Genomic DNA, 22,845 nt, shown 5'->3' with positions numbered 1-22,845 from the left:
ACTATATTAGCTTTTTCAAACTGGAAACTCAAAAACATTACGATTAAGCAACATGTTACAATAACCATATTTAAGCTTAAATATTCATAGGAACTTCATACCAGCTTCATGCGATTCACCCCATTTTATCATTAAAATGAATCATGGGAACGCCTTTTGACGGTATTTATGAAGGAAAGGAGCGGCAACGTTATGATTCAAATCGGACTGACCGGTTGGGGCGATCACGATGATCTGTATCCGGTCGGCACCAAAGCCAATCAAAAATTAAGCGTCTATGGAAGCCATTTTTCAGTGGTGGAGATGGATAGTTCTTTTTATGCCGTACAGCCCACGGATCGTATGGCACGCTGGGTGACCGAAACCCCTGACTCGTTTTCATTTCTTGTCAAAGCCTATCAGGGCATGACCGGGCATACGCGCGGCAAACAGCCTTATTTCAAAACAACTGATGCCATGTACGAAGCATTGCACACATCCATACAGCCTCTCCGCGAAGCAGGCAAGCTCAAGGCTGTGCTGTTCCAGTACCCGCCCTGGTTCGACTGTACACGTGAGAACGTCGCCGTGCTGCGCGACACGAAAAAAAGGATGGGAGATGTCCCATCCGTACTTGAATTCAGAAATCAAAGCTGGTTCACACCCGAGTTTCGAAAGCAAACGCTGGCATTTATGCGTGAGGAAGGCTGGATACACAGCGTATGCGACGAGCCGCAGGCGGGATTGGGGTCCGTGCCGATTGTACCACAGGCTACGGACAGCAATATGACAGTGGTACGTCTCCACGGACGGAATGTGTCCGGCTGGAATCAAAGCTCCGCACCCAACTGGCGAGAGGTTCGTTATCTGTATCGGTATAATGAGAGCGAGCTGGCCGAATGGAAGGACCGTTTGCTGGAGCTGGAGCAGCAAAGCCGCGAGGTGTGCGTTATTTTCAACAACAACTCAGGTGGAGATGCCGCCGCTAACGCCAAGCAGCTCATGAACATGCTCGGCATGGAGCCTAAGCCTTTTCCACCCCGCAAGCCACCGGAAGAGGACAATGGACCGGAACAGCTTGAACTATTTTGAAGGACGGGCTGAGGATGAAAGGTTGTGAATAGCACTCCTGAGCTTGCGTTCGTTATCCAGCAAATGCGGGTCCTCAGGCAAGTATTGCAAAGCTTTTTGGTTATGCTCATATGAAGCGTCCAGCTTGCCCAGATTGGCACAGCAATGGCTAAGTCGTACATGCGGCAGCCAAGAGTAGCAGGGCAGCGGAACAGCTCTCAAACCAGATACGCCCTGCTGCTCCAGTGCTTTTTCGTACCAGTAGGTGGCTGTGCTCCACTCTTTTCGTGTGAAAAACCAGTCACCAATCATGCAGCACAGGTCCGCTTGCGGCACATCATATCGGAAGGAGCGCAGCAGACTATCCAGTTGTTGCTCCGGCTCCCCGAGATGAAGATAGCATTCCGCCAACCGTACGCAAGCCGTAATCCGGTCTTCCCGGTAGCCGCTCGGCTCTCCCAGCAGGCGATTGAACGCCTCTGCCGCCTCGGCATATTCCTTACGATCAAAGCACTCGTTTGCGTGAAAATATAGTAGACGCCCCTCCACCTTGCCGCTTTCTCTGATCCAGCGGGCAAGAATATGTTGATTGCGGAGCGAGTGATCTTCCATGCGGCGGTGTGTTACAGCCACATCGGAATGAACGATTCGCCCTTCTGATATCACCAGATCCTCATGCAGACGCCCTTCCCAGCGGTATAGCCGCTCCCGCTTCACGAGACGGATACGGCGCGAGGTGAACAACGGCTCACCCTGCTCACCTTCCGCCAGATGGAGTGGCATCACCACCGCGTCGATGTCCGCAGACAAACGCCGCTTCAACGAACACATACGCTCCCGATCCGGCTCCAGCAGCACATCGTCCGCATCCAGCCACAGGATATAGGAACAGGTCGCCTTGTCGAACGATTCGTTGCGGGCGAAGGCAAAATCGTCGTTCCAATCGAATGTATACACCCGATCCGTATAACGGGCTGCAATGGTCTTCGTCTGATCCGTGGAGCCTGTGTCCACGATGATGATTTCATCCATCAGGTCCGCCACCGAATCCAGACAGCGGGCAAGCGTCTGCTCCTCGTTTTTCACAATCATACACAAGCTGATTGTGACGGGAGGTTTAGTTATGGAGCCTTCCGCGCTACAGCTATGCGTCTTGGGCATTTCCGTCGTCATGACTTCAACCCATCCCCTTTACCGTTGGCTGTATTCCCGGTCTATTTCCCAGTAGACCCGCCATCAGTATATGCACCTTTCCCTTCACTCTGCGCCTTGCCTGCCTGTTCAGGACGTGCAGTCCTCTCCGCTGGCAAAGCCCGTTCCTCCATATGCCGGATTCGCTGTACCGCCTTGTCGAGCGCTGCCTTGCGCTGATTCATTTTGCGAACATGCTGCTGCTCCACCAGCCGGAATTGTTCCTCGTCTAGCTCCATCCAGCGGGCCAAATGCTCTGCCCCCGGATTGACTTCGCGCATATCTTTCGATTTTTTGCGGCCTGCGAAGCACAAATATTTGTGATGCACTTCCAGCGCTTGTTCATCAAAATAAGGATATAGCACACGGGACAGGCTCCCGGCATAATAGGTCCGCTTGTGATCGTGAAACGGATGGTATCCGTAGGGTACAGAAAGGACGAGCGTCCCTTTTTTATGAAGCAAACGGTAGGCTTGTGCAAGCAATGTATGAGGGTGTGCGTAATGCTCCAAAATCTCACCTAAAATAATCGTGTCAAATCCGCCGGGCGGACGTTCGAATTGAGAAATATCTTTTAACTGAAAATGAACTCTTCCACGAACAGGTGCAGATTCCTGACGAAGTTCTTTTTTTGCATATGAAATGCTGCCCTCTTCCAAATCAATGGCCGTTACCTCAAAACCTTCCCGCCCGAGCAAAATGGACGTGATCCCCTGACTACATCCAGCATCCAGCACAGTATGACCCTGCACATGGCGGCAAATCCAGTGGATTCTGTTACGGGTAGCCTCATGAGATTCCTCCGAGTTAATCTGCCCGTAATAGCGCTCATTTACCTGATCACGGTTAGCCACCAGCGGCGCCCCCTCCAGCACCGGGATTCCCCAGTATCACGACATGACCACCTGTGCAATGCACCGTCGCGTTGCGTGTATCGAACACCAGCGGGGCATGGTCCACCAACTGCTGGTAGTCCAGCACCGAATGATCCGTCGTGATCACGACGATATCTGCACTTTCCCACAGACGGGTATCCGCCACACGAGATGGAATGACCTTGCCATTAAGCTTAAAGCTCTTTACATATGGGTCGGTGAAGCTCACCGAAGCACCCATTTCCTTTAAGCGCTCAAACAGGACAAGGGCGGGTGATTCCCGGACATCATCAATGTCTTTTTTGTAGGCTACGCCAACCAGAACGATCTCGGACTGGTTCACGGCTTTACCTTTCTGGGCAAGCAGGGATTCAATGCGCTCTGCAATATACAACGGCATACGCCGATTCATACGATCTGCCAAATCCACAAATTCCAGCTCAAGCCCATGCTGCTCGGATTTCCATGACAAATACAGCGGATCGACCGGAATACAGTGACCCCCGATGCCAGGTCCCGGATAGAACGGCATATAGCCGAAGGGCTTCGTTGCTGCCGCATCCAGCACCTCCCATATATTGATGCCAATTTTCTCACAGGCCGCTGTGAGCTCATTGACCATCCCGATGTTGACACTGCGAAACGTATTCTCGAACAGCTTCGCAGCTTCCGCGACTGTTGTCGAGCTGACCGGAACCATTTGCTCCAGAAAGGAGCCGTAAAAGGCTACTCCTGCTGCCAGGCAATCCGGCGTACAGCCGCCAATCACCTTGGGCGTGTTCCGAATGTTAAAATGAACACTGCCCGGATCGACGCGCTCCGGTGAAAAACACACATAAAAATCCTGACCTACCGTCCAGCCCCTGCGCTGTTCAATCACCGGGCGGATCAGTTCCTCCGTTGTTCCCGGATACGTGGTACTTTCCAAAATCAGCAGCGTCTGTTTACGCAAATGGGGAATAGCCTGGTCGATAGCCGTTTCAATATAGGACGTATCCGGCTGATGCTCATCCGTCAGTGGCGTAGGCACGCAGATGACGACGATATCCGAATGCTCCAGCACTTTGATATCCGTAACCGGATGCAGCCTATGCCCGATCAGACCCTCCAACGCATCATCTCCGATATCTATGATGTACGATTGTCCTTGAAGCAGCTTGGCTACTTTGACCGGATCGGAATCCACACCGTACACGTCGTAACCGGCTCGTGCCATTTCCACAGCCATCGGCAATCCCACGTAACCGAGGCCGATTACCGCAACCTTTACCGTGCCTTTACTTATTTTTTCTATAAGTTGCAAAATACCCACCTCTTTCATCGTTACTCCATGCCTCGCAATAGCTCAGCAATTCCTGTGCGGTCCATTAACTCATCGTCCGAGCGATATTGATCAAAGCTCACCCGCTCCAGCCCACCATACTGGCTCAGTAATCGCTTGTTTGCCTGCTGTGGGAGAATGACAAAATAACGATCATCATAGCGGTACGTGTGCGGCACCTCATAAGGAGAAATCAGCACCTCATGCAGCTTTTCCCCACCGCGTATGCCGATTTCTTTTACTTTCAAGGCAGGCTGGCCCGCCTGCTCCTTCATCACTTCCGCCAGATCTGCAATGTTGCAGCCCTTCATTTTCATAACCAGCGTCTCTCCACCAATCGCCGCCACAGAAGCCTTCAGCAGCAAGCCAATAGCCTCACCAAGCGTGAGGAAAAAACGGGTCATATCAGGACTGGTCAGCGTCAAATCCTGCCCTTCCGCGATCTGGCGATTGAACAACGGCACAACACTTCCGCTTGTACCCAGCACATTGCCGCCGCGAATACACACAAAACGGGTGCGCTCGCTCAGATCGTTGGCACGAATCATCAGTCTTTCGCCAATCGCCTTCGTCATGCCATATACATTCACCGGGTCTACTGCCTTGTCGGTAGAGACATCAATAACCTTGGTGACTCCCTGCTCAATACTGGCCCGAATTACATTTTGCGTACCATGTACATTCGTCTTGAAAGCCTCTTCCGGCTGTCTCTCGCATACAGGTACATGCTTCAACGCCGCCAGATGGAACACATAGTCCACCCCGCGACATGCCTCTTGCAATGCTTGTAGATCCCGAATATCACCAATAACGAAATTCAACCGGGGATCAGACTGGAATTGACGCTGCATTGCAATCTGTGCAAATTCACCACGTGAAAAAACACGAATTTCCGCTGGCCCTTCCTTGAGCAATTCCTCCGTCAGACGTTGCCCCCAAGATCCCGTCCCTCCGGTCACCAGCAGTTTTTTTCCTTTGAACAATATAATCTCCTCCTGACCGTTACAAATTGGCAGTGCCCGTTCCCAAAAATTCAGCCAGCACAGCCTTCATGTCATCCTCTGTCAGCCGATCCTTCACTGGCACTTTTTTTACCGAGGTATTAGCGGCGTGTATGACGTTCACGTAGTTGCGATACAGAATCACCTCATGCGGCAGCTCCGTTACATATCCATGCGTGCCCTTGCCGGGAATGACAATACGATAATCATCCAGAAAATCCTTTGCTTGATAGCGGAACACATAAAAGGAGGGCGAACGGTGAAATACCGGTGCCATCTGACCATCTACGGCATCCCACAGGTAACCCATCTGGTTCACCAACGCGACCGTATCCGGCTGAAATTCGTAATCATGCAACTGTTGTACAAACGATTGATGATACAAATCGTCGGAATCAATTCGCGCAATAAGCAGTTCGTCCGCAGCTTCGATATACGCATTAATGCGGCGCTTGCTTTCGATGCTCGTGCCAAAGCGGATATGGTCGGGAATCGGCTCACGCTTGGCTAATTCATCCTCCACAAAGTCACTGCATCCGCCCGCCAGCTTGACAACAGACAAGAAATCCGCATTCGTCTGACTGAGCAAGCTGCGCAGCGTAAAGGTTCTGAATACATCCAGCCGCTCGCTGATCCACTCCCGTGTCAGCCGATTGGGATTCATCCCGTAGTTATTAAAATTAATCTCTATGACAATCTTGCGATTCATTCATCTTCCTCCCTTTCAACCGTCTCTTCACAAGTTATGGAACCGCCGGGGAAACGGCACGTACAAATACATCAACTCTTTCAATAAATAGGTAGAATCCAAAAAGAATAGCCGATCATACAAAAACCTTGCCGCTTTCGACATATGATAGAATACAGAGTTTTTTGCACCCTTCTAAAAGCTGAAGAAGAAGGATAGACAGGGAGGAAGCATGATATGACTAAGCCAAAGTATCTGGAGATTGACGAGGTACTGAATCATTTGAAGTTGGCACTGGATCAACAGCAGCCCTTCTCGCTCATTCGGATTGGGGATGGTGAAAATTTGATTTTGTCTCAGGATACCGTCTGGCCGATGGAAAAGGTGTTGCAGGAACGTTGGGCAGTCAAAGCCAATCTCGGGCAAAAAGGATTGTTTCTACCGAATACGGAATTGCGAGATGCGGTGGCCGAGGCGGTACGCAAAGCCGACATTGCTGGCATCCTGCCTTATGATGACGAATCTATCAAAGCACCGTCCTATATGAAGCGGGAGCTGACCGACCAGGTTTTTAACCATTACGGCCTCTCTCCTGCGCTGACCTGCCATGCCTGCCTGAACCGATATTTGGCTGAGACACCCGCTTTCTGGGACATGCTGAAAAATCGGCGCATCCTGTTCGTCACCCGTACAGCCGCCGAAGTGAAGCCCGTCCTTGAAGCCGAGCCGTATCAGCTGCATATCCCGCACACGCTTGCATTTCATCAATATGAACAAATGGATAAAACGCTCCAGTGGATCGCAGCGCATAAAGATGACTTTGATATTGCGCTATTCTCCTGCGGGGTCAATGCGGTCGTACTGGCGCAAAAAACGGCAGAACTAACTGGCAAAGTAGGTATAGACTTCGGCAAGGCAATTAATATCGTAATGTTTGGCAAAGCGAATTAATGGATAGCCTCTGCTTCTCATATCAAAAAAGCACCAGCAAATTCAAGATTTGCTGGTGCTTTTGGCTATCACAAACCGTCCTAAAGTCCGTGGTCGCATGGAATATCCATATAAAGCCTTGAAATCTTATTTGCTTAAAAATAGACTTTGAGATTTCCTGTCACTTATTTTACAATATTATAGAAACTAGAGTTAAATTTGGAGATTATAAGGAGGATATTGGAAATGACACCTAACAAGAAATTGAAGACATATCCACTTACAAAAGCAAAGCATGTAAAGGTTCATGGTCGAACTACGAAAACACTTGCACCACTAACTCTGTTTTGGACAGGCAGCGGCATTGAATTAAATATCAAAGGCTCGGAGCTGTGGATTGAAATGGAGGCCGATTACCAGGTGTACGAGCAATGGATCAGTATTGTCATCAATGGTGCCCCAATGAGTCGCCTGATGGTAACCGCAGGACGGCATTGGATTTGTATTTTGAGAGGTATGAATCCTAACATGGTTAAAAGTGTCCGGGTGGTCAAGGATGTCCAGCCTATGAGTTCGGACTCGCGCTGCTTGCTGCAAATTCATGCCCTGAGGGTTGACGGAGAATTGCTGCCAGTCACCGATAAGCCCCACAAGGTGGAATTTATCGGTGACAGCATTACCTCGGGAGAAGGAACGATTGGAGCGAAGGAGGAGACAGACTGGGTCCCCATGCTGTTCACGGCACTACGCAATTATACAGCCATAACAGCCGAAGCACTGAATGCGGACTACCGAGTGTTATCACAAAGCGGATGGGGTGTCCTAACAAGCTGGGATAATAATCCGCATGCGAACATTCCGGCATATTATGAGCAGGTATGTGGTGTGCTCACTGGGGAGAAAAATGAAGCATTAGGGGCATTTTCCGATCATGATTTTACCTCATGGCAGCCGGACGTGGTCGTGGTGAATTTGGGGACTAATGACGGGGGAGCCTTTTATTCTCCTGCATGGACGGACCCCGTAAGTGGGAAAGTGTACAAGCAACGCTTAAACGAGGATGGTTCATTCAATGAAGAAGATTTACAATCTTTTGAAAACGCTATCACAAATTTTCTTGCCAAGCTTCGGACCTGTAATCCTGCTGCCCATATTGTGTGGGCCTATGGGATGCTTGGCACTCCGATGATGCCAGCGATCTACCGGGCGGTAGACGCGTACAAGAAAAGAACGAGGGATCGGAATGTGTCCGTATTCCAACTGCCGAACACGACGGAAGAAACGATAGGGTCTCGCAGCCATCCCGGGCTCCCCTCCCATACCAAAGCGGCAGATGAGTTGACAGGGTATTTGCGAGAGATTTTAAAGAATTAGAATCCGGGAAGCAGAATATGGAGAATCGGTCACATGGGACGAGACGCTCCGATTCTAGGAGCCGGAACTGATGAGCTTACAGCAAACAACACCCAGGATATTTGTATCCTGGGTGTTGCGGCGAGCTCTTAATTAAGTAAATACTCGTCTGATATATTTAGAAAAAAGGAGTCGAAGCGATGCCAGTAAATACCTCCGGACCGTTACGTACGGTCGTCGATACCCCGGAAATATAAGAGGAATACACCGTTTGTATCGCCCATGGCGCGGAAAGATTCTGTGCATTAAAAGCTTGCGTTTCAGTGGCTCCTGTAACGCCAAGTACACCCTCTGCCCGATAAATAACATCGTTCGGATCGTATTCGGCACCACGCACGATTTCAATCGCATACGTATCACCAAGCTCACCGATCAGACCGATGGAACCGCTAAAGGTCACTATCGGACCCGGTACGAGATAGGTTCGCAGCCCAATCAGGCCGAACCGCTCCGGTTCAGGACCCAACTGGATATCGGGACCCTCACCTGTTTTTGATGAATTTGTTGAACTCCTCATATCCAGAAAAAAGCCCATTGCTTATCCCTCCAAATTGCAAGATACTCCATGCTATGCAAAAAAATCTTTGCCGACTTGGACAAATTAGCAATAAATCTATCAAATCCGCTTAAAATAGCCGATAGTAAATACATACAATATAAATTTTGGAATTGAAATGTACATAGAAAGCAGGGGGTTTGATGAAACAACTGAAACGACTGAAAACTTTAACGCTTCGCAAAAAATTGACAGCAGCATTCCTGCTGGTCATGCTTGTTCCTAGCATTATTGTCAGCTCTTTTTCTTATCAGGCAGCGTATAACCAGACAGACCAGCAATTAATGGACAGTGCGACGACTAGCGTTACCGCAGCCGACCGCGCAGTCACCCAGACGATTCAAGCCAAAATTGCAGATATCGAATATTACGCTACTACGATGACGGCCAGTGACAACACTCCAGAAGCAGATGCAGCACTCCTGACGGAGCTGCAAATCTATTTGAAAATGCATGCGGAAGCCCTCGATATGTTCGTAGGAACTCCCGAAGGAAAACTCATCATTGGCAAAGCCGTAGGCTCCACAAACGATCCTCGTGAGCGTCCTTGGTACAAACAGGCCATGGAGAAACCCGGGCAAACCGTAATCAGCCCTGTCGGACTCAATACGGCTAAGGTCGCCGTTGTGTATATTTCACGTACGCTTCCTGACAATAGTGGTGTTCTCGGTCTTTCCCTGAACCTGAATAATTTAAAGGAAATTACGAATTTAAAAATCGGGCAGCAAGGTTATGTCATGATATTGGATAACACTAAGCGCATCGTTACCCACCCGACAGAAGTCAGCGGAAGTACCCAATTGGGGGAAAAACTGCCGCAACTGTTTGCCTCCAAGGAAGGCAGCTTTGGTTACGATTTGAATGGCGTATCTAAAAACCTGATTTTTAAAACCAATACGCTGACGGGCTGGAAAATTGCCGGAACGATGGACAAGTCGGAAACAAATGCTTCCGCCAAGCCGATCCTCATCACGACCATCGTGGTGCTGGTCATTTCAGCTATCGTCATCGGTGTGCTGGCGCTGTGGCTAATCAGCAGTATACTCAAACCGATCCAAAGATTGCGTAATTCTATGGATGCTATCAGCCAAGGCAATCTTTCCATCAATGTCGCTACGAACAGCACAGATGAAATCGGCGAATTATCGAGATATTTTCAAAAAACGGTGGATAGCCTGCGTAACATGATCAGAGAAATCCAAGCCATGACTGGCAATCTGTCGGCCTCCTCGCAAGAGCTCGCCGCAGGTGCAGAACAAACCACCCGCGCGATTGAGCATGTGACCGAAGCCATTCAGGATGTGGCCGCAGGCAGCGAGAGACAGGCCAACAGCGCCAAAGAAAATCAGGATCGTGTGTCAGGCATGTCAACAGATATCGCGGCTATGACCGAGGCCATGACTGAAATGACCACGTTCTCTTCTCAGGCCATTCAGGCGTCGGATGCAGGCAGTGAGCATATCGGCAATAGTGTCGTTTCCATTGATGGCATTCGTACTACAGTGGAAGAGCTGGATGCGATTATCGGCGCTTTGAGTGAACGATCCGGGCGAATCGGAACCATTGTCACCGTCATTACAGAAATCGCCAGCCAGACCAATTTGCTTGCCCTGAACGCTTCTATTGAAGCAGCACGCGCCGGGGAGCATGGTAAAGGCTTTGCTGTCGTAGCGACTGAAGTCCGCAAGCTGGCGGAAAACTCCGCTCATTCGGCACAACAAATCCGTGAGCAAATTCAAGGGATTCAAAACGGCGTATCCGAGGCCCTGACCGCAATGGAATCTGCCAAAGAACGCGTAAGCGAAGGCATCAATTCGGTTGACCTGTCCGGCCGCTCCTTCTCCCGTATTCGTAGAGCGATCGTTAAATCGGCGAAGCAACTCGACAACGTCTCAGCTTCTACAGCAGGAGTAGCACAAGGAACAAGTGCAGTGGTCGGAAGTATGGAGGAAATTACACGTATTGCCGAAGAAGCCGCATCCCATACCGAGACGGTATCTGCAGCCGCAGAGGAACAGCTCGCCTCCATGGAAGAGATCGGTTCCTCTGCCGCAGAATTAACCCGGCTGGCAGAACAGCTCCAGGATTTGCTGGCACAATTCCAATTGGATGAAATAAAATAACAGTTCTGACCGATAAATAGTAAGAGTCTTCACGACAAAGGAGGAATGAAAACATGGATATCGCAGCATTATCAACGGGTATGAGCCAGGCCAGCTTGGCGCAAGCAGTAAGCGTGAAGGTATTGAGTATGGCTAAGGATCAAGCTGGTGAACAGGGACAAGCACTGATCCAGATGATGGAAAAAAGCGTACAGCCTCATCTCGGGGGTCAACTGGACCTTCGAGCGTAGCTTTACCGCTATTGGATGGGCGATCTGTTCGGGTCTAAACGGACCGGAGCAGATCGTCTTTTTTTATCACATCGACCATCATGATTTTTCGTTCGATGCAAAACGTAGTAAACTATACATATTATCCACGGCCTTGATTCGGAGGATATAGCAAAAAAATGCACATTGAAAGAGGAGGATACATAAATCATGAGTTATTCTGCATATTTTGAAAAGGTCAGAGAGCAGCAGCTTGATGAGCTGAAGGAATGGTTGTCCATTCCGAGTATTTCCGCATTATCCGAGCATAAAGGAGACATTAACAAAGCAGCTGATTGGCTTGCTGCCAAACTGACATCTGCCGGATTGGAAAACGTTGAAATCATTCCGACTAAAGGCCATCCGCTGGTGTATGCGGATTATCTGCACGCACCCGGTAAACCGACGATCCTCGTTTACGGTCACTATGATGTACAACCGGTCGACCCGCTTCATCTGTGGGAAACTCCACCATTCGAGCCGTCGATCCGCGACGGAAAGCTGTATGCGCGCGGAGCTACAGACGATAAGGGTCAGGTATTCTTGCACATTAAGGCGGTCGAAGCCATTTTGAAACAGGAAGGCAAGTTGCCGCTGAATATCAAATTTTGCATCGAAGGCGAGGAAGAAGTGTCCAGCCCGAACCTGCTTGAATTTTTGCAAACAGGCGCAGACCGCCTGGCTGCCGACGCTGTACTGGTATCCGACACCTCCCTGATCGAAAAAGGTAAGCCTGCCATTTGCACAGGTCTGCGCGGATTGTGCTCACTGGAAGTTGCGATCCACACAGCCAATACGGATCTGCATTCCGGCTCCTTTGGCGGCGGTGTGCCGAACGCGCTGCATGCCCTAGTGTCCTTGCTGGCAACGCTGCATGACGACAAGGGACGCGTCAGCATCGACGGCTTCTACGACGATGTCGCGCCACTATCAGCGGAGATGAGAGCAGAGTTCGTGAAGCAAGATTTCAATGAGAGCAAGTTGCAAAAGGATCTTGCGCTTGATTCCCTGTACGGCGAAGAAGGATTCAGCTTCGTCGAGCGTGTCGGGGCACGTCCGACGCTGGAGCTGAACGGCGTGTATGGCGGCTTCCAGGGTGAAGGCACGAAGACGGTCATTCCGAAGGAAGCTCATGCGAAAATTACGTGCCGCCTGGTTGCCAACCAGAATCCGCAGGACATTCTGGACAAAATCGAGCGCCATCTGCGCGCCCATGTTCCGACGGGTGCCACACTGGACATCCAGCAGGGTGAAAAAGCGAACGCCTTTAACATCGACCCGTCACACGCATTTCTGCAAGCGGCGGCGGATGCTTTTGAGAAGGTATACGGTGTACGCGCCCTGTTTACCAAGGACGGCGGCTCCATCCCAATTGTGGAAACCTTCTCCCGTGTGCTAACCGCTCCAGTCGTACTGATGGGCTTCGGCTTGCCGGATGAAAACTTGCATGCGCCGAATGAGCATTTTAATTTAGAAAATTTCGATAAGGGTCTGCTGACCATTGTGGAGTTTTTGAAATCTGTGTAAGCTAGCAAAAAAAAGCATTCACAGCATGTGATCAACCATGCTTCGTGAATGCTTTTTTACATGGCTGCTGTCGCTTAAGAAAAACGGGTGTAGCGCAACAGGTGAACCAGCCGATTCAACCGCTCTATTTCCCGATCCAACTCGTGAAGCGGTTGCCCGTCCAAAGCAGCGTTCGCTCTCAGATCACGCAGCGGGTTCATTTTCCGACCCATAAGTTTTAGCACCGTGGCCTTCCCCATGTTGTTCACCACCGCATATTGCGTCAACGGGTCAAGCTCGATCCATAATACATGACGCTGCTGAAAAAACGACAATAGTTGCTTTTTCAGTTCTTCCAGCTCTTTCAGCTCTTCAAGCTCACCTGTAATTTGCGGATGATGATGAAAGGCCACATAGCCCATCACCCGCAAGTCACCTATAATTTGTTCCAGATGAAGTGTTTCGTTTATGTACACACTGTTCGTGCTCATGCGATTCCTTGCGCCGTTCGTATGATGTTCCCGGATGACGTTCACCACCTGACTATCGTTATCATTTTATCGAGTATGATTCAATAATACACAAAAAAACAACCGGCTTATACGCCAGTTGTTTCCCGTTCCACAAAATACTTATTGGTCATAAAATGAGCCTTGCCTCTGGAAGTGTCGACCATTCCCTTTTTGTTGTCGAGAAAAACAATTTCCCGGCATTTAGTGCAGTACCACTTGGTCCGCTTAAAGGGAGATTCCGTTACATAGGAGGTGCCGCATTTGCAATCTACTTTGATCAAGGTTTCTGTTGATTTGTAAGCTTGGGACAACTCTTTCAAGCCCGTATCCGGCTGTTGAACCGGGATAATGACTTCCTGATAGCTTGAATATTGATTATGAACTTTAAAATCAGCCACCAGTTCCGCATGCAGCCCAAAGTACTCTTTGCCAATCTCGGTTACAAATTTCTTGCCGATTCTGTAACACTCAAGCCATTCCTGTATCTGTTGATTAGACAAAGGCACTGTGCCCTTGATACCGCTATTTAATGTGTAAGTCATGATGTATAAAGTATCATCTTGTCTATGTCCGTACATGAGAAGCCTCCTTATAATACACTTGATAATGTACTACAAAGCGCAAAAAACATCAATTTTATTATTTGGCAAAAGAGTTTAATAGCATTTTCATATTAGTTAATATCGTAACCATATTGACATTATCGCAAAAAGAGAAGAACATATGATTATTGTGGAAATAAAACCGATGTTACGCATCTTATTTTTGGGGGTATTGACTTGACTGAAAAAAGCCCGCGTTTGATCCAATCGATTAAGCGAGCCGTTGATATTATTAATTGTTTTGATTCTATTCATGTTCATCTATCTCTTAGCGAAATCAGTGAAAAACTGAATTTGAATATCAGCACCGTATATGGAATTATCAATACCTTATGTGCATATTCCTACATTGATAAGAATCCAAGCAACGGCAAATACAAGCTGGGACTGGAGTTTTTACAAAAAGCCAATCTCGTTTCCGAAAGCCTGGATCTCAAGGAAATCGGGCATCCTTACCTGACCCAGCTCACTAAAACGTATCACGAAACATCGCATTTATACGTCTATCAAAATCAGCAAATTTTTTGTGTAGATAAGGTAGAGTCACCGGACAGCTATTTTATTATCAGCTCCAGAGCCGGCAGCAAGTTGCCGATGCACGCCTCAGCGTCAGGCAAGGTTTTTCTTGCTAATATGACGGAAGCCGAGTTCAAGGACGTTTTGCAAAGATACAAATTCACCAAACTTACCGACCATACGATTACCGATAAAAAAGACCTGCTCCTAAATTTACAGTTGATCAGGGAACAGGGCTTTGGTGTGGAGGATCAGGAAATTGAGATGGGCGCATACAGTATTGCCGTTCCCGTCAAGGATGCCAAAAGCGAAATCGTTGGCACGATCAGTATGATCGGCTCGCTGACACGCATGAAGGAAAACGAGGATCGAATCCTTTCCGATTTAATTGAAGCAGCCAAAAACATTTCTGCCCAATTCGGATACCATTGGAAAGCTTAATATCATGAGCTTGTTTGATCCCCTGTACTGGTGTTAACGGGCTTGCGCCAGTTGAATCAGCGTATGATACAGCACCTCTGTACCTGCTCTGCAATCTTCCGGTGTGCTCCACTCCAGCGGAGAATGACTGATTCCCTCACGGGAACGCACAAAAATCATGCCAATCGGACAAAAATCAGTGAACTGCATGCCATCGTGACCCGCTCCACTCACCAGCGTAAACGGACTTAGTCCGGCTTGCTGGCAAGCGGTCTTTACGGCGTTCATAATTTCGCTGGAGCAGGGGGCAGGAGCCACTCTTTGCAGCAGGCTAATCTCCAGCTGAATGACTTGTTCCCGGCTAATCTGTTCGGCATAAGCCCGAATGCTGCCTTCCAGTTCGTTTCTCACCGTTTCGTCGATGTCCCGCAGGTCCAAAGTAAATTCCACATGCTCAGGGATCACGTTCACCCCTCCGGGCAGCGCCCGTATTTTGCCGACCGTCGCGACTGCGTTTGGAAGCTTTCTCGTCTCCTGATAAATGAAGCTCATGATCTCCGATGCACAGGCCAACGGGTCCCTTCTCGCATTCATGGGTGTCGCGCCAGCATGACCAGCTTGGCCTGTAAGCGTAAATTGCAGCCATAACGGACCTGCAATGCCCGACACAATCCCTACCGATAAGTTGTTCCGCTCTAACACAGTCCCTTGCTCTATATGAAGCTCTACATATCCCTTAACCTTAGCTGGAATCCCTGCGGCTTCGCGCAATTTTTCCGGCTCATATCCTGCCCTACGCATAGCTTCAGCAATCGTAAGACCTTGCTCATCCGTCTGTGTTAATTGCTCCAAAGTTAACGTGCCAGCCAGCGCTCGGCTGCCCAGCATCCCCAAACCAAACCGGGAGCCTTCTTCGTCGGTAAAAGCCATCACCTCAATCGGATGATCCGTTTCAATCCCCTGCTCATTCATCTGCTGCAATGCTTCAATCGCTGCCAGCACACCAAGTGCTCCATCAAACTTGCCGCCATGCGGAACAGTATCAATATGTGAGCCTGTCAGCACAACCGAAGCAAGAGGGTCCTTCCCCTCTTTGCGGCCGATCACGCTGCCTATGGCATCCTCATGTACAGTCAAGCCCGCTTCCTTCATATATTGAATGACCAGGTCCTTGGCCTGTCTCTCTTCCTCGGTGAAGGACATGCGGGTTACGCCCCCGCTGTCTTCATGCGCACCAATGGACCCTAGCTCCATAATCCGCCGCCACAGTCTATCCTCCTGCATAGCCGCGCCTCCCCTTTATTTATGATCCGTATCCTTGCTATCTGTCTGCTCGCTGTCCGCCGGGTTCTTCATTTGAAAACGGAAATGACAGTTACCTTCTCTTAATAGATAGTCATCGTGTACGACCTCAAAATTCGGGTTGTATCCTTTGGCAATCGCCGGATCAATCATTTGACAATATAAAATGCCGTACTCCTCCATGCCGTCTTTTTTCCATTGGTCACCAAAAGCGCATTTCGTAAAATTCTGCTCAATCTCCATCGGATGATACTGTGTTTCGTACTCGAACAAATCACTGCGGCCCATATCATAATGGGTCAAATAATTTTCGATATCATTAGGCTGTCCGTCCGCCGCTGCCCTGCGTGCAATATCCCGTCCGCGTTCTTCGCCGAAGGTACGCACACCTTCCCGCACAGCATCCCGGCCCTCTTCCCCGAAACGATCCACAACCGCTTTGGACACATGGGCAAACAGCTTGGCCATAATCGTATACGGCGACACCGGCTCCAAGCTCTCATCATGATATTTGGTTTGCTCGTTATCCTGTTTTTCATTTTTTTCCTGACTCATTGCTGCAACACCTCTCCCACTATTGTAGTCTACCGTTCAAGCTTCATTGGATGCCCAAATAAACCGACCGGATCAAATCATTATGCTTCAGTTCGTCTGCTGTTCCATGCAGCGTGATATTCCCTGTCTCCATGACGTAGCCCCGATGGGCTACCGCCAGCGCCATTTGGGTATTCTGTTCGACGAGCAAAACGGATACTCCATCATTGTGAATGCGACGAATCGCCTTAAAAATCTCACGCACTACGATGGGGGCCAGCCCCATGGACGGTTCATCCAGCAACAGCAATTGAGGCTTGGCCATCAGTGCCCGCCCAATCGCCAGCATCTGCTGCTCTCCGCCACTCATCGTGCCTGCAAGCTGCTTTTTTCGTTCCTCCAGACGTGGAAAAAGGCGGAATACCTCCAGCATATCCCCCTTGACCTCGTTTCGTCCCTTGCGGACATATGCGCCTACTTTTAGGTTTTCAACTACGGTCAGATCGGGAAATATCCCTCTCCCTTCCGGTACATGCGAAATCCCCAGCTTCACAATCTGGTGCGGCTCCAGTCGGGTAATATCCTGTCCCTGAAACCGAATCTGTCCCGCGCTTGCCTTCACAATGCCTGAAATGCTGCGCAAGGTGCTTGTTTTGCCTGAGCCGTTTGTGCCGATCAGACTGACGATTTCGCCTTGGCGGATATTCAGTCTGATCTCGTTCACCGCAGAAATGGCTCCGTAGTTCACCTGTAAGCCTGTGATTTCCAAAATAAATTCATTCCCACTCAAACGAATCATCCTCCCCTCCCAAATAGGCGCTGATGACCTGCGGGTTTTGCTGAATTTCGGCCGGAGTGCCTTCGGCAATTTTAATACCATGATCTAAAACAACGATTTTATCAGAAATGTCCATAATGAGGCCCATATCATGTTCAATCAAAATAATCTCAATGCTGAATTCCTTGGACAGATGCCGTATTTTCTCGACCAACTGTTTTTTCTCGATTGCATTCATGCCTGCGGCAGGCTCATCCAGCAACAGAATTTCACATTTACTGACTAACGCGCGGGCGATTTCTAGTAATCTTTGCTCCCCATAAGGCAAGCCTCCTGCAAGTTCATCAACCTTATGCTCTAGTCCGACTAGAGCGAGAATGCCAATGCATTCCTGTGTAGCAGTTTCCCGTCGATCCCTTCCCTTTTTCGTCAGAAAAATGGAGCTTAGCAGTCCTTCCGTATTGCATTGCCGATGGGCAATCAGCACATTTTCCAATACCGTCATGCCCTGAATTAGCCGGGTATTCTGAAACGTGCGCGCAATCCCTTTTTTCACACGTTCAAAGGGCTGTAGCTTATTAATCACTTCGCCTTTGTAACAGATGGAGCCGGTGGTCGGTCGGTAAATGCCGGTCAACAGGTTAAACAGCGTAGTTTTGCCTGCCCCGTTCGGACCGATTAATGCCAGCACTTCTCCCTGGTTCAGGGTCAGATCAATCTCATGCAGCGCCACCAGACCGCCAAACTTCACAGTAACCTTTTCCAGTTGCAGCAATGTTGTCATGGTTTGCGCTCACCTCTCTGTAAACGGTAAAAATTGGTCTTTCGATGCTTCTCTCCCCAAAATCCCGACGGCTTGAAAATCATCATCAGTACGATGGCAACGCCCATCAGCATCATTCGGTAATCATCCACATAACGCAGAAGTTCCGGTGCAAGCACCAGAATGACTGCTCCGAGAATTGAGCCAGGAATGCTTGCTGCACCGCCCAAAATCACCATTGCTAAAATATTCACTGAATCCATGTATCGGAAGCCATCCGGGCTGATATACGAAATGTATGAGGCCCAGAACGCCCCGGCAATTCCGGCAAAAAAAGCACCCAGCGCAAAGGCCATCAGCTTGTACTTGACTGGACGGATACCGATGGATTGCGCCAGCGTCTCATCCTCGCGGATTGTCAGCAGATTCAGCCCGATCCCGGAATGAATAATCCGATGGACCACGAATATCGTGATGGCTGCCAATACCAGAATAAGATAATAAAAATCAGTCTTCTCGGTGAACGTGTAGCCGAAAAGGGTAGGCGCAGGAATGCCCGGCAGTCCCATCGGGCCCCGGGTCACATCCACCCAATTCACAAAAACGAGCCGGACGATTTCACCAAATCCCAGCGTCACGATGCCCAAATAGTCCCCTCTTAAACGAATGACCGGGCTGCCGAGTAACAAACCGAACAATCCCGTAATAATCGCTGCTGCCGGAAGCGCGACCCAGAACGACACGTTCCAATGCAGCATCAGCAGCGCGGAGGCATACGCCCCGATGCCGTAAAATGCAGCATGTCCAAGCGCAAATTGCCCGGCATAGCCGATAATGATATTCAGGCTGAGTGAAAGAATGATATAAATACCAACCGTAATGGCAATATGCAATAAATAATCATTCACTTGCTGCAAAAATAAAGGCAGGATCAGCAACAACACACCAGCAAGGAGTTTGCTGTAATTTTTCAGTTTCAACGCATTCACCTACACTTTATTAATTTCTTTTTTGCCGAAAATGCCTGTGGGCTTAATCATCAACACAATAATCAAAATGGAAAAAGAGATTACGCTCTGATATTGGGTAGAAATATAGGCCCCGCCCAAGTTTTCGATGACTCCCAGCAGGATACCGCCCAGCATGGCTCCCGGTATGCTGCCGATGCCGCCCAGCACCGCAGCGGTAAACGCGCTAATCCCTGCCATATACCCCATTGTCGGATAGACCGCGTTATAGTAAATGCCGACCATAATTCCTGCACAAGCCGCCAAAGCCGAGCCAATCGCAAAAGCCACCGAAATCATATGATTCGTATTAATACCCATGAGAGAAGCATTCGTCAGACTCATGGAGGTTGCCCGCATGGCGATACCCGTTTTGGTGCGGGTCACAAAAAGTTGCAAGGCAATCATAAGAGCAAAGGACAGCATTAGAATAAGAATTTGAATTTCAGAAAAGGCCAGATTGCCGATTGTCCATGTTTTGCTGCCGAAGGTCGTAGGGAATGGATGCATTTCCGTACCCCATACCTTTTGCACAAAGCTGGTCAGAAAAGTGGATACCCCCAACGCACTGATCAGCGGAACGATCCGATCCGCCGTGCGCAGCGGTCTGTAGGCAACTCGCTCAATAATCATCCCCAAGGTTGCTGTAGCCAGAGCCGCAACGATAAAGGCAGGTAATAATGGCATGTGCAGCGTTTTGACCAGAAACAGACCGAAAAAGCTGCCAAACATATAAATATCCCCATGCGCAAAATTTACTATTTTCAATATCCCGTAAACCATCGTATATCCGAGAGCAATTAAGGCATAAATTACGCCCATCGTTAATCCGTTCGCCAATTGCTGGAGAAACATGGAAACCTCCATTCCATAATTCAGAGCAGGAAGTGTATGATCTCTCCTGCTCTGAATGCTGTGTCTTATTTGTAAATTTCAAACTTTCCGTTCTTCACAACCAGTTTCTCAGGAATCGTCTGGACATCGCCGTTTTGGTCAAAGGTCAGCGTACCTGTTGCTCCTTTAAAGTCCTTCAATGTAACCAGTTGTTTCTTGATGCTTTCCCGATCTGCGCCGCCCTTTTTGATCGCGTCCAGAATGACAGATGCCGCGTCATAAGCATATGCTGCGTGGTTATCCGGCTGCTTGCTGTAGGCCGCTTCATATGCTTTGGCAAATTGGTTAGCCTCGGCATTGCTGCCGCCCGGATAGAAGAACCCAATCAGCTTGAACCCTTCTACCGACTGTCCGCCCAATTCAAGCAAAGCACCCGAGTACAGACTGTCCACACCGATAAAATCGGTTTTCAGGTTCAGCTTCTGAGCCTGCTGAGCAATCAAAGCTGCCTCGTTGTAGAACCCTCCGATAAAAATAGCATCCGGCTGCTGTTCCTTGATTTTAGTCAAAATCGTGCTAAAATCCTTGGTTCCCGGCACATAGGCTTCGTTCGCTACCAATTGAACACCGTTTTTCGGAGCCGCATCTTTATATACATCGAGCAAGCCCAATCCGAAATCCGTTTGCTCATAGATCAATGCTACCTTTTTATAGCCCAGCTCCTTGGACCATTTAGCCAAATAATCGGCCTGGAAGGCATCTGTCGTAATGACCCGGTATGTGTAGTCGCCCGCATTGGTTACGCCCGGCGCACTGGAGGACGGCGCAACTTCGACGATTTTATTTTTGTTATAGATCGGGGCCGCTGCCAATGTAGCAGAGCTGTTAAAGTGACCTATCACCGCTACAATATCCTTATTCGACGTAAACTTGTTCGCTACATTGACTGCCTCGCCTGCGTCTCCTTTGTCATCTTGAATGACCAGCTCCACCTTTTTGCCGTTGATGCCACCCGTATCATTAATCTCCTTGACCGCAAGTCCGGCGCCATTCTTGTAGGCTTCACCGTACTGTGCCTCGGTTCCCGAGATCGGCGCAGACAGGCCAATTTGAATTGTGTCTCCCGAAGCCTGTCCATTCGTTCCATTGGAGCAAGCCCCTAATAATACCGAAAACAACGTAATTCCTGCAATAAAAGCTGCCGACTTTTTCATGAACATAACCCCTTCATTAATATAATTAAACCTACGATTTAAGTATGTTTTTATTATAGTGATATCCGACAGAAAAGCAATGAATATTTTTAATATAGTCAAATTTGTTTTGACATTATCGCAACAATGGAGTATTTTCCCTATTATCCCCCAAGTCGTAACCCCCTATGATGAAAGAGTAGCTAATCACAAAAAAAAGCAACTGACTGATGTCAGTTGCTTTGTCTTTCCACATAGTATTTGTTGGTCATGTACCACGCCTTGCCTTTTTCCGTATCCACCATGCCCTTTTTACGATCCAGGAACACAATGTTATTGCATTCCTTGCATGACCACTTGGTTCTTTTGTGCGGCGACTCTTCTATATAGGAAGCTCCGCATTTGCACTCTACCTGAATCAACGTTTTATACTGACTGTACGCCTCTACCAACGGGTCTACGTCTACAGCTTTACTTACCATTGCAGGCTGTATCATGGATATATGATCCCGCTGCTCCGAGTATTCATTATGTACCTTAAAATCTGCTACCAATTCAGGATTCAAACCAAAATACTGTTTACCGACTACCGTTACAAACTTGCTGCCAATTCGATATGCTTTTATCCATTCCTGAACCTGCTTACTGGATAGGTCGACTGTTCCCTTTATGCCGCTGTTCAGCGTATACGTCATCAAGTGTTGGTTTTGTATCATATGTCTCCCCGTTCACCTCCGATCAAGAATATACCACAGGTAGGCCTAAGGAAAAGCTACTTACTGCTACCTGAAGCAACGAGCCTTTCTGCCTTGTGATCCTTTTTCAACATTTTTTTGCAGAGATCTTTACTCGCCTCCTTAGAATATCACAAGATGCATTTTTATCTTTTTATAACTTTGTGGTACAGCCTTCTACATTAACCATTCATGCGGGTGGGCGCATGAGCTAATGGTAGTTTCTTCCTTCTCTATATATAGTACAACACTTATGCACAAATTCCTACATTTTTCAGCGGTTTAATCGTTTAAAATCTCCTTCGCAATCTGATCGATCTCTTCTAATTTATCGTTTTCACTCGGATTGGTGCTGAGTCTGTTTAGTTCGTATGTTAACTTTTCAAGTAAAGCATTGGGAAGCTGCTTACAAAAATGTATAAGCACGAAATACTTCCATGAACTATCGTTTGAATTTAATATTTGCCGGATGACTGGAATTAGCTCCATATCGAACTGGAACAAAATATTTCTTACTTCCGCTGAAATGGGCCAATTACTGTCTTGTAACCAGGTAAAAAGCTCAGGAATTATGGGTCGAATTTCTTCCTTACTGCACAATTTTAATTGATCAATGCTATCAAAATCCGACTTATGTTTAGGGATAAGATCGTGAGGATTCACCGTGTGGCCTCCTTTACTGGTTTTAGTATTTTACAGATGCTAGTGACAAAAGTAAAAGGCTCTATAAGAGTAGCCATAAAATGAC

The 22,845-nt window shown here is 48.5% G+C and carries 24 protein-coding genes; 7 read left to right on the top strand and 17 right to left on the bottom strand.

What is annotated here, in order from left to right; genetic code table 11:
• Nucleotides 1–192: 192 nt before the first annotated feature.
• Nucleotides 193–1,071 (top strand): DUF72 domain-containing protein, encoded by an 879-nt coding sequence (locus tag ACWXW9_RS17290; protein WP_494930405.1) that lies wholly within the window; start codon nucleotides 193–195, stop codon nucleotides 1,069–1,071.
• Here the strand turns inward: ACWXW9_RS17290 and ACWXW9_RS17285 are convergent.
• The 5 genes from ACWXW9_RS17285 to ACWXW9_RS17265 all read right to left on the bottom strand — a co-directional run bounded on the left by ACWXW9_RS17285 (nucleotide 1,063) and on the right by ACWXW9_RS17265 (nucleotide 6,147).
• Nucleotides 1,063–2,175 (bottom strand): glycosyltransferase, encoded by a 1,113-nt coding sequence (locus ACWXW9_RS17285; protein ID WP_494930475.1) that lies wholly within the window; start codon nucleotides 2,173–2,175, stop codon nucleotides 1,063–1,065. The two genes, ACWXW9_RS17290 and ACWXW9_RS17285, sit on opposite strands and share 9 nt — an antisense overlap.
• 89 nt (nucleotides 2,176–2,264) lie before the next feature.
• A complete protein-coding gene (locus ACWXW9_RS17280; RefSeq protein WP_494930404.1) occupies nucleotides 2,265–3,095 on the bottom strand; it encodes a class I SAM-dependent methyltransferase in 831 nt (276 codons plus the stop codon).
• Nucleotides 3,088–4,437: a nucleotide sugar dehydrogenase gene (locus ACWXW9_RS17275; protein WP_494930403.1), complete on the bottom strand. Its 1,350-nt coding sequence runs from the start codon at nucleotides 4,435–4,437 to the stop codon at nucleotides 3,088–3,090. The genes ACWXW9_RS17280 and ACWXW9_RS17275 overlap by 8 nt, the downstream gene beginning before the upstream one ends.
• A 2-nt stretch (nucleotides 4,438–4,439) precedes the next feature.
• Nucleotides 4,440–5,420, bottom strand: a complete 981-nt coding sequence (locus ACWXW9_RS17270; protein WP_494930402.1) for a polysaccharide biosynthesis protein — start codon at nucleotides 5,418–5,420, stop codon at nucleotides 4,440–4,442.
• 19 nt (nucleotides 5,421–5,439) lie between these two features.
• A complete protein-coding gene (locus ACWXW9_RS17265; RefSeq protein WP_494930401.1) occupies nucleotides 5,440–6,147 on the bottom strand; it encodes a glycosyltransferase family A protein in 708 nt (235 codons plus the stop codon).
• A gap of 216 nt (nucleotides 6,148–6,363) precedes the next feature.
• Between ACWXW9_RS17265 and ACWXW9_RS17260 the strand changes: the two genes are divergently transcribed.
• Both ACWXW9_RS17260 and ACWXW9_RS17255 read left to right on the top strand, forming a co-directional pair.
• The gene (locus ACWXW9_RS17260) at nucleotides 6,364–7,077 is read left to right on the top strand and encodes a GT-D fold domain-containing glycosyltransferase (RefSeq protein WP_494930400.1); all 714 of its coding nucleotides are present in this window, start codon (nucleotides 6,364–6,366) and stop codon (nucleotides 7,075–7,077) included.
• 225 nt (nucleotides 7,078–7,302) lie between these two features.
• Complete coding sequence (locus ACWXW9_RS17255) at nucleotides 7,303–8,430, top strand: SGNH/GDSL hydrolase family protein (RefSeq protein ID WP_494930399.1); 1,128 nt, start codon at nucleotides 7,303–7,305, stop codon at nucleotides 8,428–8,430.
• 157 nt (nucleotides 8,431–8,587) lie between these two features.
• On the opposite strand, the gene ACWXW9_RS17250 is transcribed toward ACWXW9_RS17255, so the two are convergent.
• On the bottom strand, nucleotides 8,588–9,004 hold the full coding sequence (locus ACWXW9_RS17250; protein ID WP_494930398.1) for a hypothetical protein: 417 nt from the start codon (nucleotides 9,002–9,004) through the stop codon (nucleotides 8,588–8,590).
• 164 nt (nucleotides 9,005–9,168) lie between these two features.
• Between ACWXW9_RS17250 and ACWXW9_RS17245 the strand changes: the two genes are divergently transcribed.
• The 3 genes from ACWXW9_RS17245 (at nucleotide 9,169) to ACWXW9_RS17235 (ending at nucleotide 12,923) form a co-directional block, all read left to right on the top strand.
• Nucleotides 9,169–11,148 (top strand): methyl-accepting chemotaxis protein, encoded by a 1,980-nt coding sequence (locus tag ACWXW9_RS17245; RefSeq protein ID WP_494930397.1) that lies wholly within the window; start codon nucleotides 9,169–9,171, stop codon nucleotides 11,146–11,148.
• Between the two features lie 53 nt (nucleotides 11,149–11,201).
• Nucleotides 11,202–11,378 carry a YjfB family protein gene (locus ACWXW9_RS17240; RefSeq protein WP_137060033.1) on the top strand — a complete coding sequence of 59 codons (177 nt, stop codon included), beginning with the start codon at nucleotides 11,202–11,204 and terminating at the stop codon, nucleotides 11,376–11,378.
• 189 nt (nucleotides 11,379–11,567) lie between these two features.
• Entirely contained in the window at nucleotides 11,568–12,923 is a 1,356-nt protein-coding gene (locus tag ACWXW9_RS17235; RefSeq protein WP_494930396.1) for a dipeptidase, read from the top strand.
• 74 nt (nucleotides 12,924–12,997) lie between these two features.
• Here ACWXW9_RS17235 and ACWXW9_RS17230 read toward each other — a convergent pair whose 3' ends face one another.
• Together ACWXW9_RS17230 and ACWXW9_RS17225 are read right to left on the bottom strand one after the other, a co-directional pair.
• Nucleotides 12,998–13,393 carry a hypothetical protein gene (locus ACWXW9_RS17230; RefSeq protein WP_494930474.1) on the bottom strand — a complete coding sequence of 132 codons (396 nt, stop codon included), beginning with the start codon at nucleotides 13,391–13,393 and terminating at the stop codon, nucleotides 12,998–13,000.
• Nucleotides 13,394–13,500: 107 nt separating this feature from the next.
• Nucleotides 13,501–13,992 (bottom strand): hypothetical protein, encoded by a 492-nt coding sequence (locus tag ACWXW9_RS17225; RefSeq protein ID WP_025686288.1) that lies wholly within the window; start codon nucleotides 13,990–13,992, stop codon nucleotides 13,501–13,503.
• A gap of 201 nt (nucleotides 13,993–14,193) precedes the next feature.
• Here ACWXW9_RS17225 and ACWXW9_RS17220 point away from each other — a divergent pair, with 201 nt between their 5' ends.
• Entirely contained in the window at nucleotides 14,194–14,973 is a 780-nt protein-coding gene (locus ACWXW9_RS17220) for an IclR family transcriptional regulator (RefSeq protein WP_494930395.1), read from the top strand.
• A gap of 33 nt (nucleotides 14,974–15,006) precedes the next feature.
• On the opposite strand, the gene ACWXW9_RS17215 is transcribed toward ACWXW9_RS17220, so the two are convergent.
• The 9 genes from ACWXW9_RS17215 to ACWXW9_RS17175 form a co-directional block, all read right to left on the bottom strand.
• Nucleotides 15,007–16,236, bottom strand: a complete 1,230-nt coding sequence (locus tag ACWXW9_RS17215) for a Zn-dependent hydrolase (RefSeq protein ID WP_494930394.1) — start codon at nucleotides 16,234–16,236, stop codon at nucleotides 15,007–15,009.
• Nucleotides 16,237–16,251: 15 nt separating this feature from the next.
• A complete protein-coding gene (locus ACWXW9_RS17210) occupies nucleotides 16,252–16,809 on the bottom strand; it encodes an L-2-amino-thiazoline-4-carboxylic acid hydrolase (RefSeq protein ID WP_494930393.1) in 558 nt (185 codons plus the stop codon).
• Between the two features lie 43 nt (nucleotides 16,810–16,852).
• A complete protein-coding gene (locus ACWXW9_RS17205) occupies nucleotides 16,853–17,578 on the bottom strand; it encodes an ABC transporter ATP-binding protein (RefSeq protein WP_494930392.1) in 726 nt (241 codons plus the stop codon).
• Entirely contained in the window at nucleotides 17,565–18,350 is a 786-nt protein-coding gene (locus ACWXW9_RS17200) for an ABC transporter ATP-binding protein (protein ID WP_494930391.1), read from the bottom strand. The genes ACWXW9_RS17205 and ACWXW9_RS17200 overlap by 14 nt, the downstream gene beginning before the upstream one ends.
• The gene (locus ACWXW9_RS17195) at nucleotides 18,347–19,318 is read right to left on the bottom strand and encodes a branched-chain amino acid ABC transporter permease (protein WP_494930390.1); all 972 of its coding nucleotides are present in this window, start codon (nucleotides 19,316–19,318) and stop codon (nucleotides 18,347–18,349) included. The genes ACWXW9_RS17200 and ACWXW9_RS17195 overlap by 4 nt, the downstream gene beginning before the upstream one ends.
• Complete coding sequence (locus tag ACWXW9_RS17190) at nucleotides 19,319–20,191, bottom strand: branched-chain amino acid ABC transporter permease (protein WP_494930389.1); 873 nt, start codon at nucleotides 20,189–20,191, stop codon at nucleotides 19,319–19,321. It abuts the gene before it with no gap.
• A gap of 65 nt (nucleotides 20,192–20,256) precedes the next feature.
• Nucleotides 20,257–21,384 carry an ABC transporter substrate-binding protein gene (locus ACWXW9_RS17185; protein WP_494930388.1) on the bottom strand — a complete coding sequence of 376 codons (1,128 nt, stop codon included), beginning with the start codon at nucleotides 21,382–21,384 and terminating at the stop codon, nucleotides 20,257–20,259.
• 212 nt (nucleotides 21,385–21,596) lie between these two features.
• Nucleotides 21,597–22,079: a hypothetical protein gene (locus ACWXW9_RS17180; RefSeq protein WP_494930387.1), complete on the bottom strand. Its 483-nt coding sequence runs from the start codon at nucleotides 22,077–22,079 to the stop codon at nucleotides 21,597–21,599.
• Nucleotides 22,080–22,379: 300 nt separating this feature from the next.
• Nucleotides 22,380–22,760 carry a DUF5071 domain-containing protein gene (locus tag ACWXW9_RS17175; RefSeq protein WP_494930386.1) on the bottom strand — a complete coding sequence of 127 codons (381 nt, stop codon included), beginning with the start codon at nucleotides 22,758–22,760 and terminating at the stop codon, nucleotides 22,380–22,382.
• Nucleotides 22,761–22,845 lie beyond the last annotated feature (85 nt).

The organism is Paenibacillus sp. LT-B23 (assembly GCF_059417685.1).
The sequence above is the reverse complement of the archived record's forward strand: the minus strand, read 5'-3'. Positions and strand labels throughout refer to the sequence as shown.

Excerpts from the sequence above, each read along its gene's own strand:
- ACWXW9_RS17265 (WP_494930401.1), bottom strand. The coding sequence starts at position 6,147 with ATGAATCGCAAGATTGTCATAGAGATTAATTTTAATAACTACGGGATG.
- ACWXW9_RS17180 (WP_494930387.1), bottom strand. The coding sequence starts at position 22,079 with ATGATACAAAACCAACACTTGATGACGTATACGCTGAACAGCGGCATA.
- ACWXW9_RS17275 (WP_494930403.1), bottom strand. The coding sequence starts at position 4,437 with ATGAAAGAGGTGGGTATTTTGCAACTTATAGAAAAAATAAGTAAAGGC.
- ACWXW9_RS17250 (WP_494930398.1), bottom strand. The coding sequence starts at position 9,004 with ATGGGCTTTTTTCTGGATATGAGGAGTTCAACAAATTCATCAAAAACA.
- ACWXW9_RS17230 (WP_494930474.1), bottom strand. The coding sequence starts at position 13,393 with ATGAGCACGAACAGTGTGTACATAAACGAAACACTTCATCTGGAACAA.
- ACWXW9_RS17260 (WP_494930400.1), top strand. The coding sequence starts at position 6,364 with ATGACTAAGCCAAAGTATCTGGAGATTGACGAGGTACTGAATCATTTG.
- ACWXW9_RS17245 (WP_494930397.1), top strand. The coding sequence starts at position 9,169 with ATGAAACAACTGAAACGACTGAAAACTTTAACGCTTCGCAAAAAATTG.
- ACWXW9_RS17210 (WP_494930393.1), bottom strand. The coding sequence starts at position 16,809 with ATGAGTCAGGAAAAAAATGAAAAACAGGATAACGAGCAAACCAAATAT.
- ACWXW9_RS17200 (WP_494930391.1), bottom strand. The coding sequence starts at position 18,350 with ATGACAACATTGCTGCAACTGGAAAAGGTTACTGTGAAGTTTGGCGGT.
- ACWXW9_RS17225 (WP_025686288.1), bottom strand. The coding sequence starts at position 13,992 with ATGTACGGACATAGACAAGATGATACTTTATACATCATGACTTACACA.
- ACWXW9_RS17235 (WP_494930396.1), top strand. The coding sequence starts at position 11,568 with ATGAGTTATTCTGCATATTTTGAAAAGGTCAGAGAGCAGCAGCTTGAT.
- ACWXW9_RS17240 (WP_137060033.1), top strand. The coding sequence starts at position 11,202 with ATGGATATCGCAGCATTATCAACGGGTATGAGCCAGGCCAGCTTGGCG.
- ACWXW9_RS17185 (WP_494930388.1), bottom strand. The coding sequence starts at position 21,384 with ATGAAAAAGTCGGCAGCTTTTATTGCAGGAATTACGTTGTTTTCGGTA.
- ACWXW9_RS17190 (WP_494930389.1), bottom strand. The coding sequence starts at position 20,191 with ATGTTTCTCCAGCAATTGGCGAACGGATTAACGATGGGCGTAATTTAT.
- ACWXW9_RS17290 (WP_494930405.1), top strand. The coding sequence starts at position 193 with ATGATTCAAATCGGACTGACCGGTTGGGGCGATCACGATGATCTGTAT.
- ACWXW9_RS17215 (WP_494930394.1), bottom strand. The coding sequence starts at position 16,236 with ATGCAGGAGGATAGACTGTGGCGGCGGATTATGGAGCTAGGGTCCATT.
- ACWXW9_RS17255 (WP_494930399.1), top strand. The coding sequence starts at position 7,303 with ATGACACCTAACAAGAAATTGAAGACATATCCACTTACAAAAGCAAAG.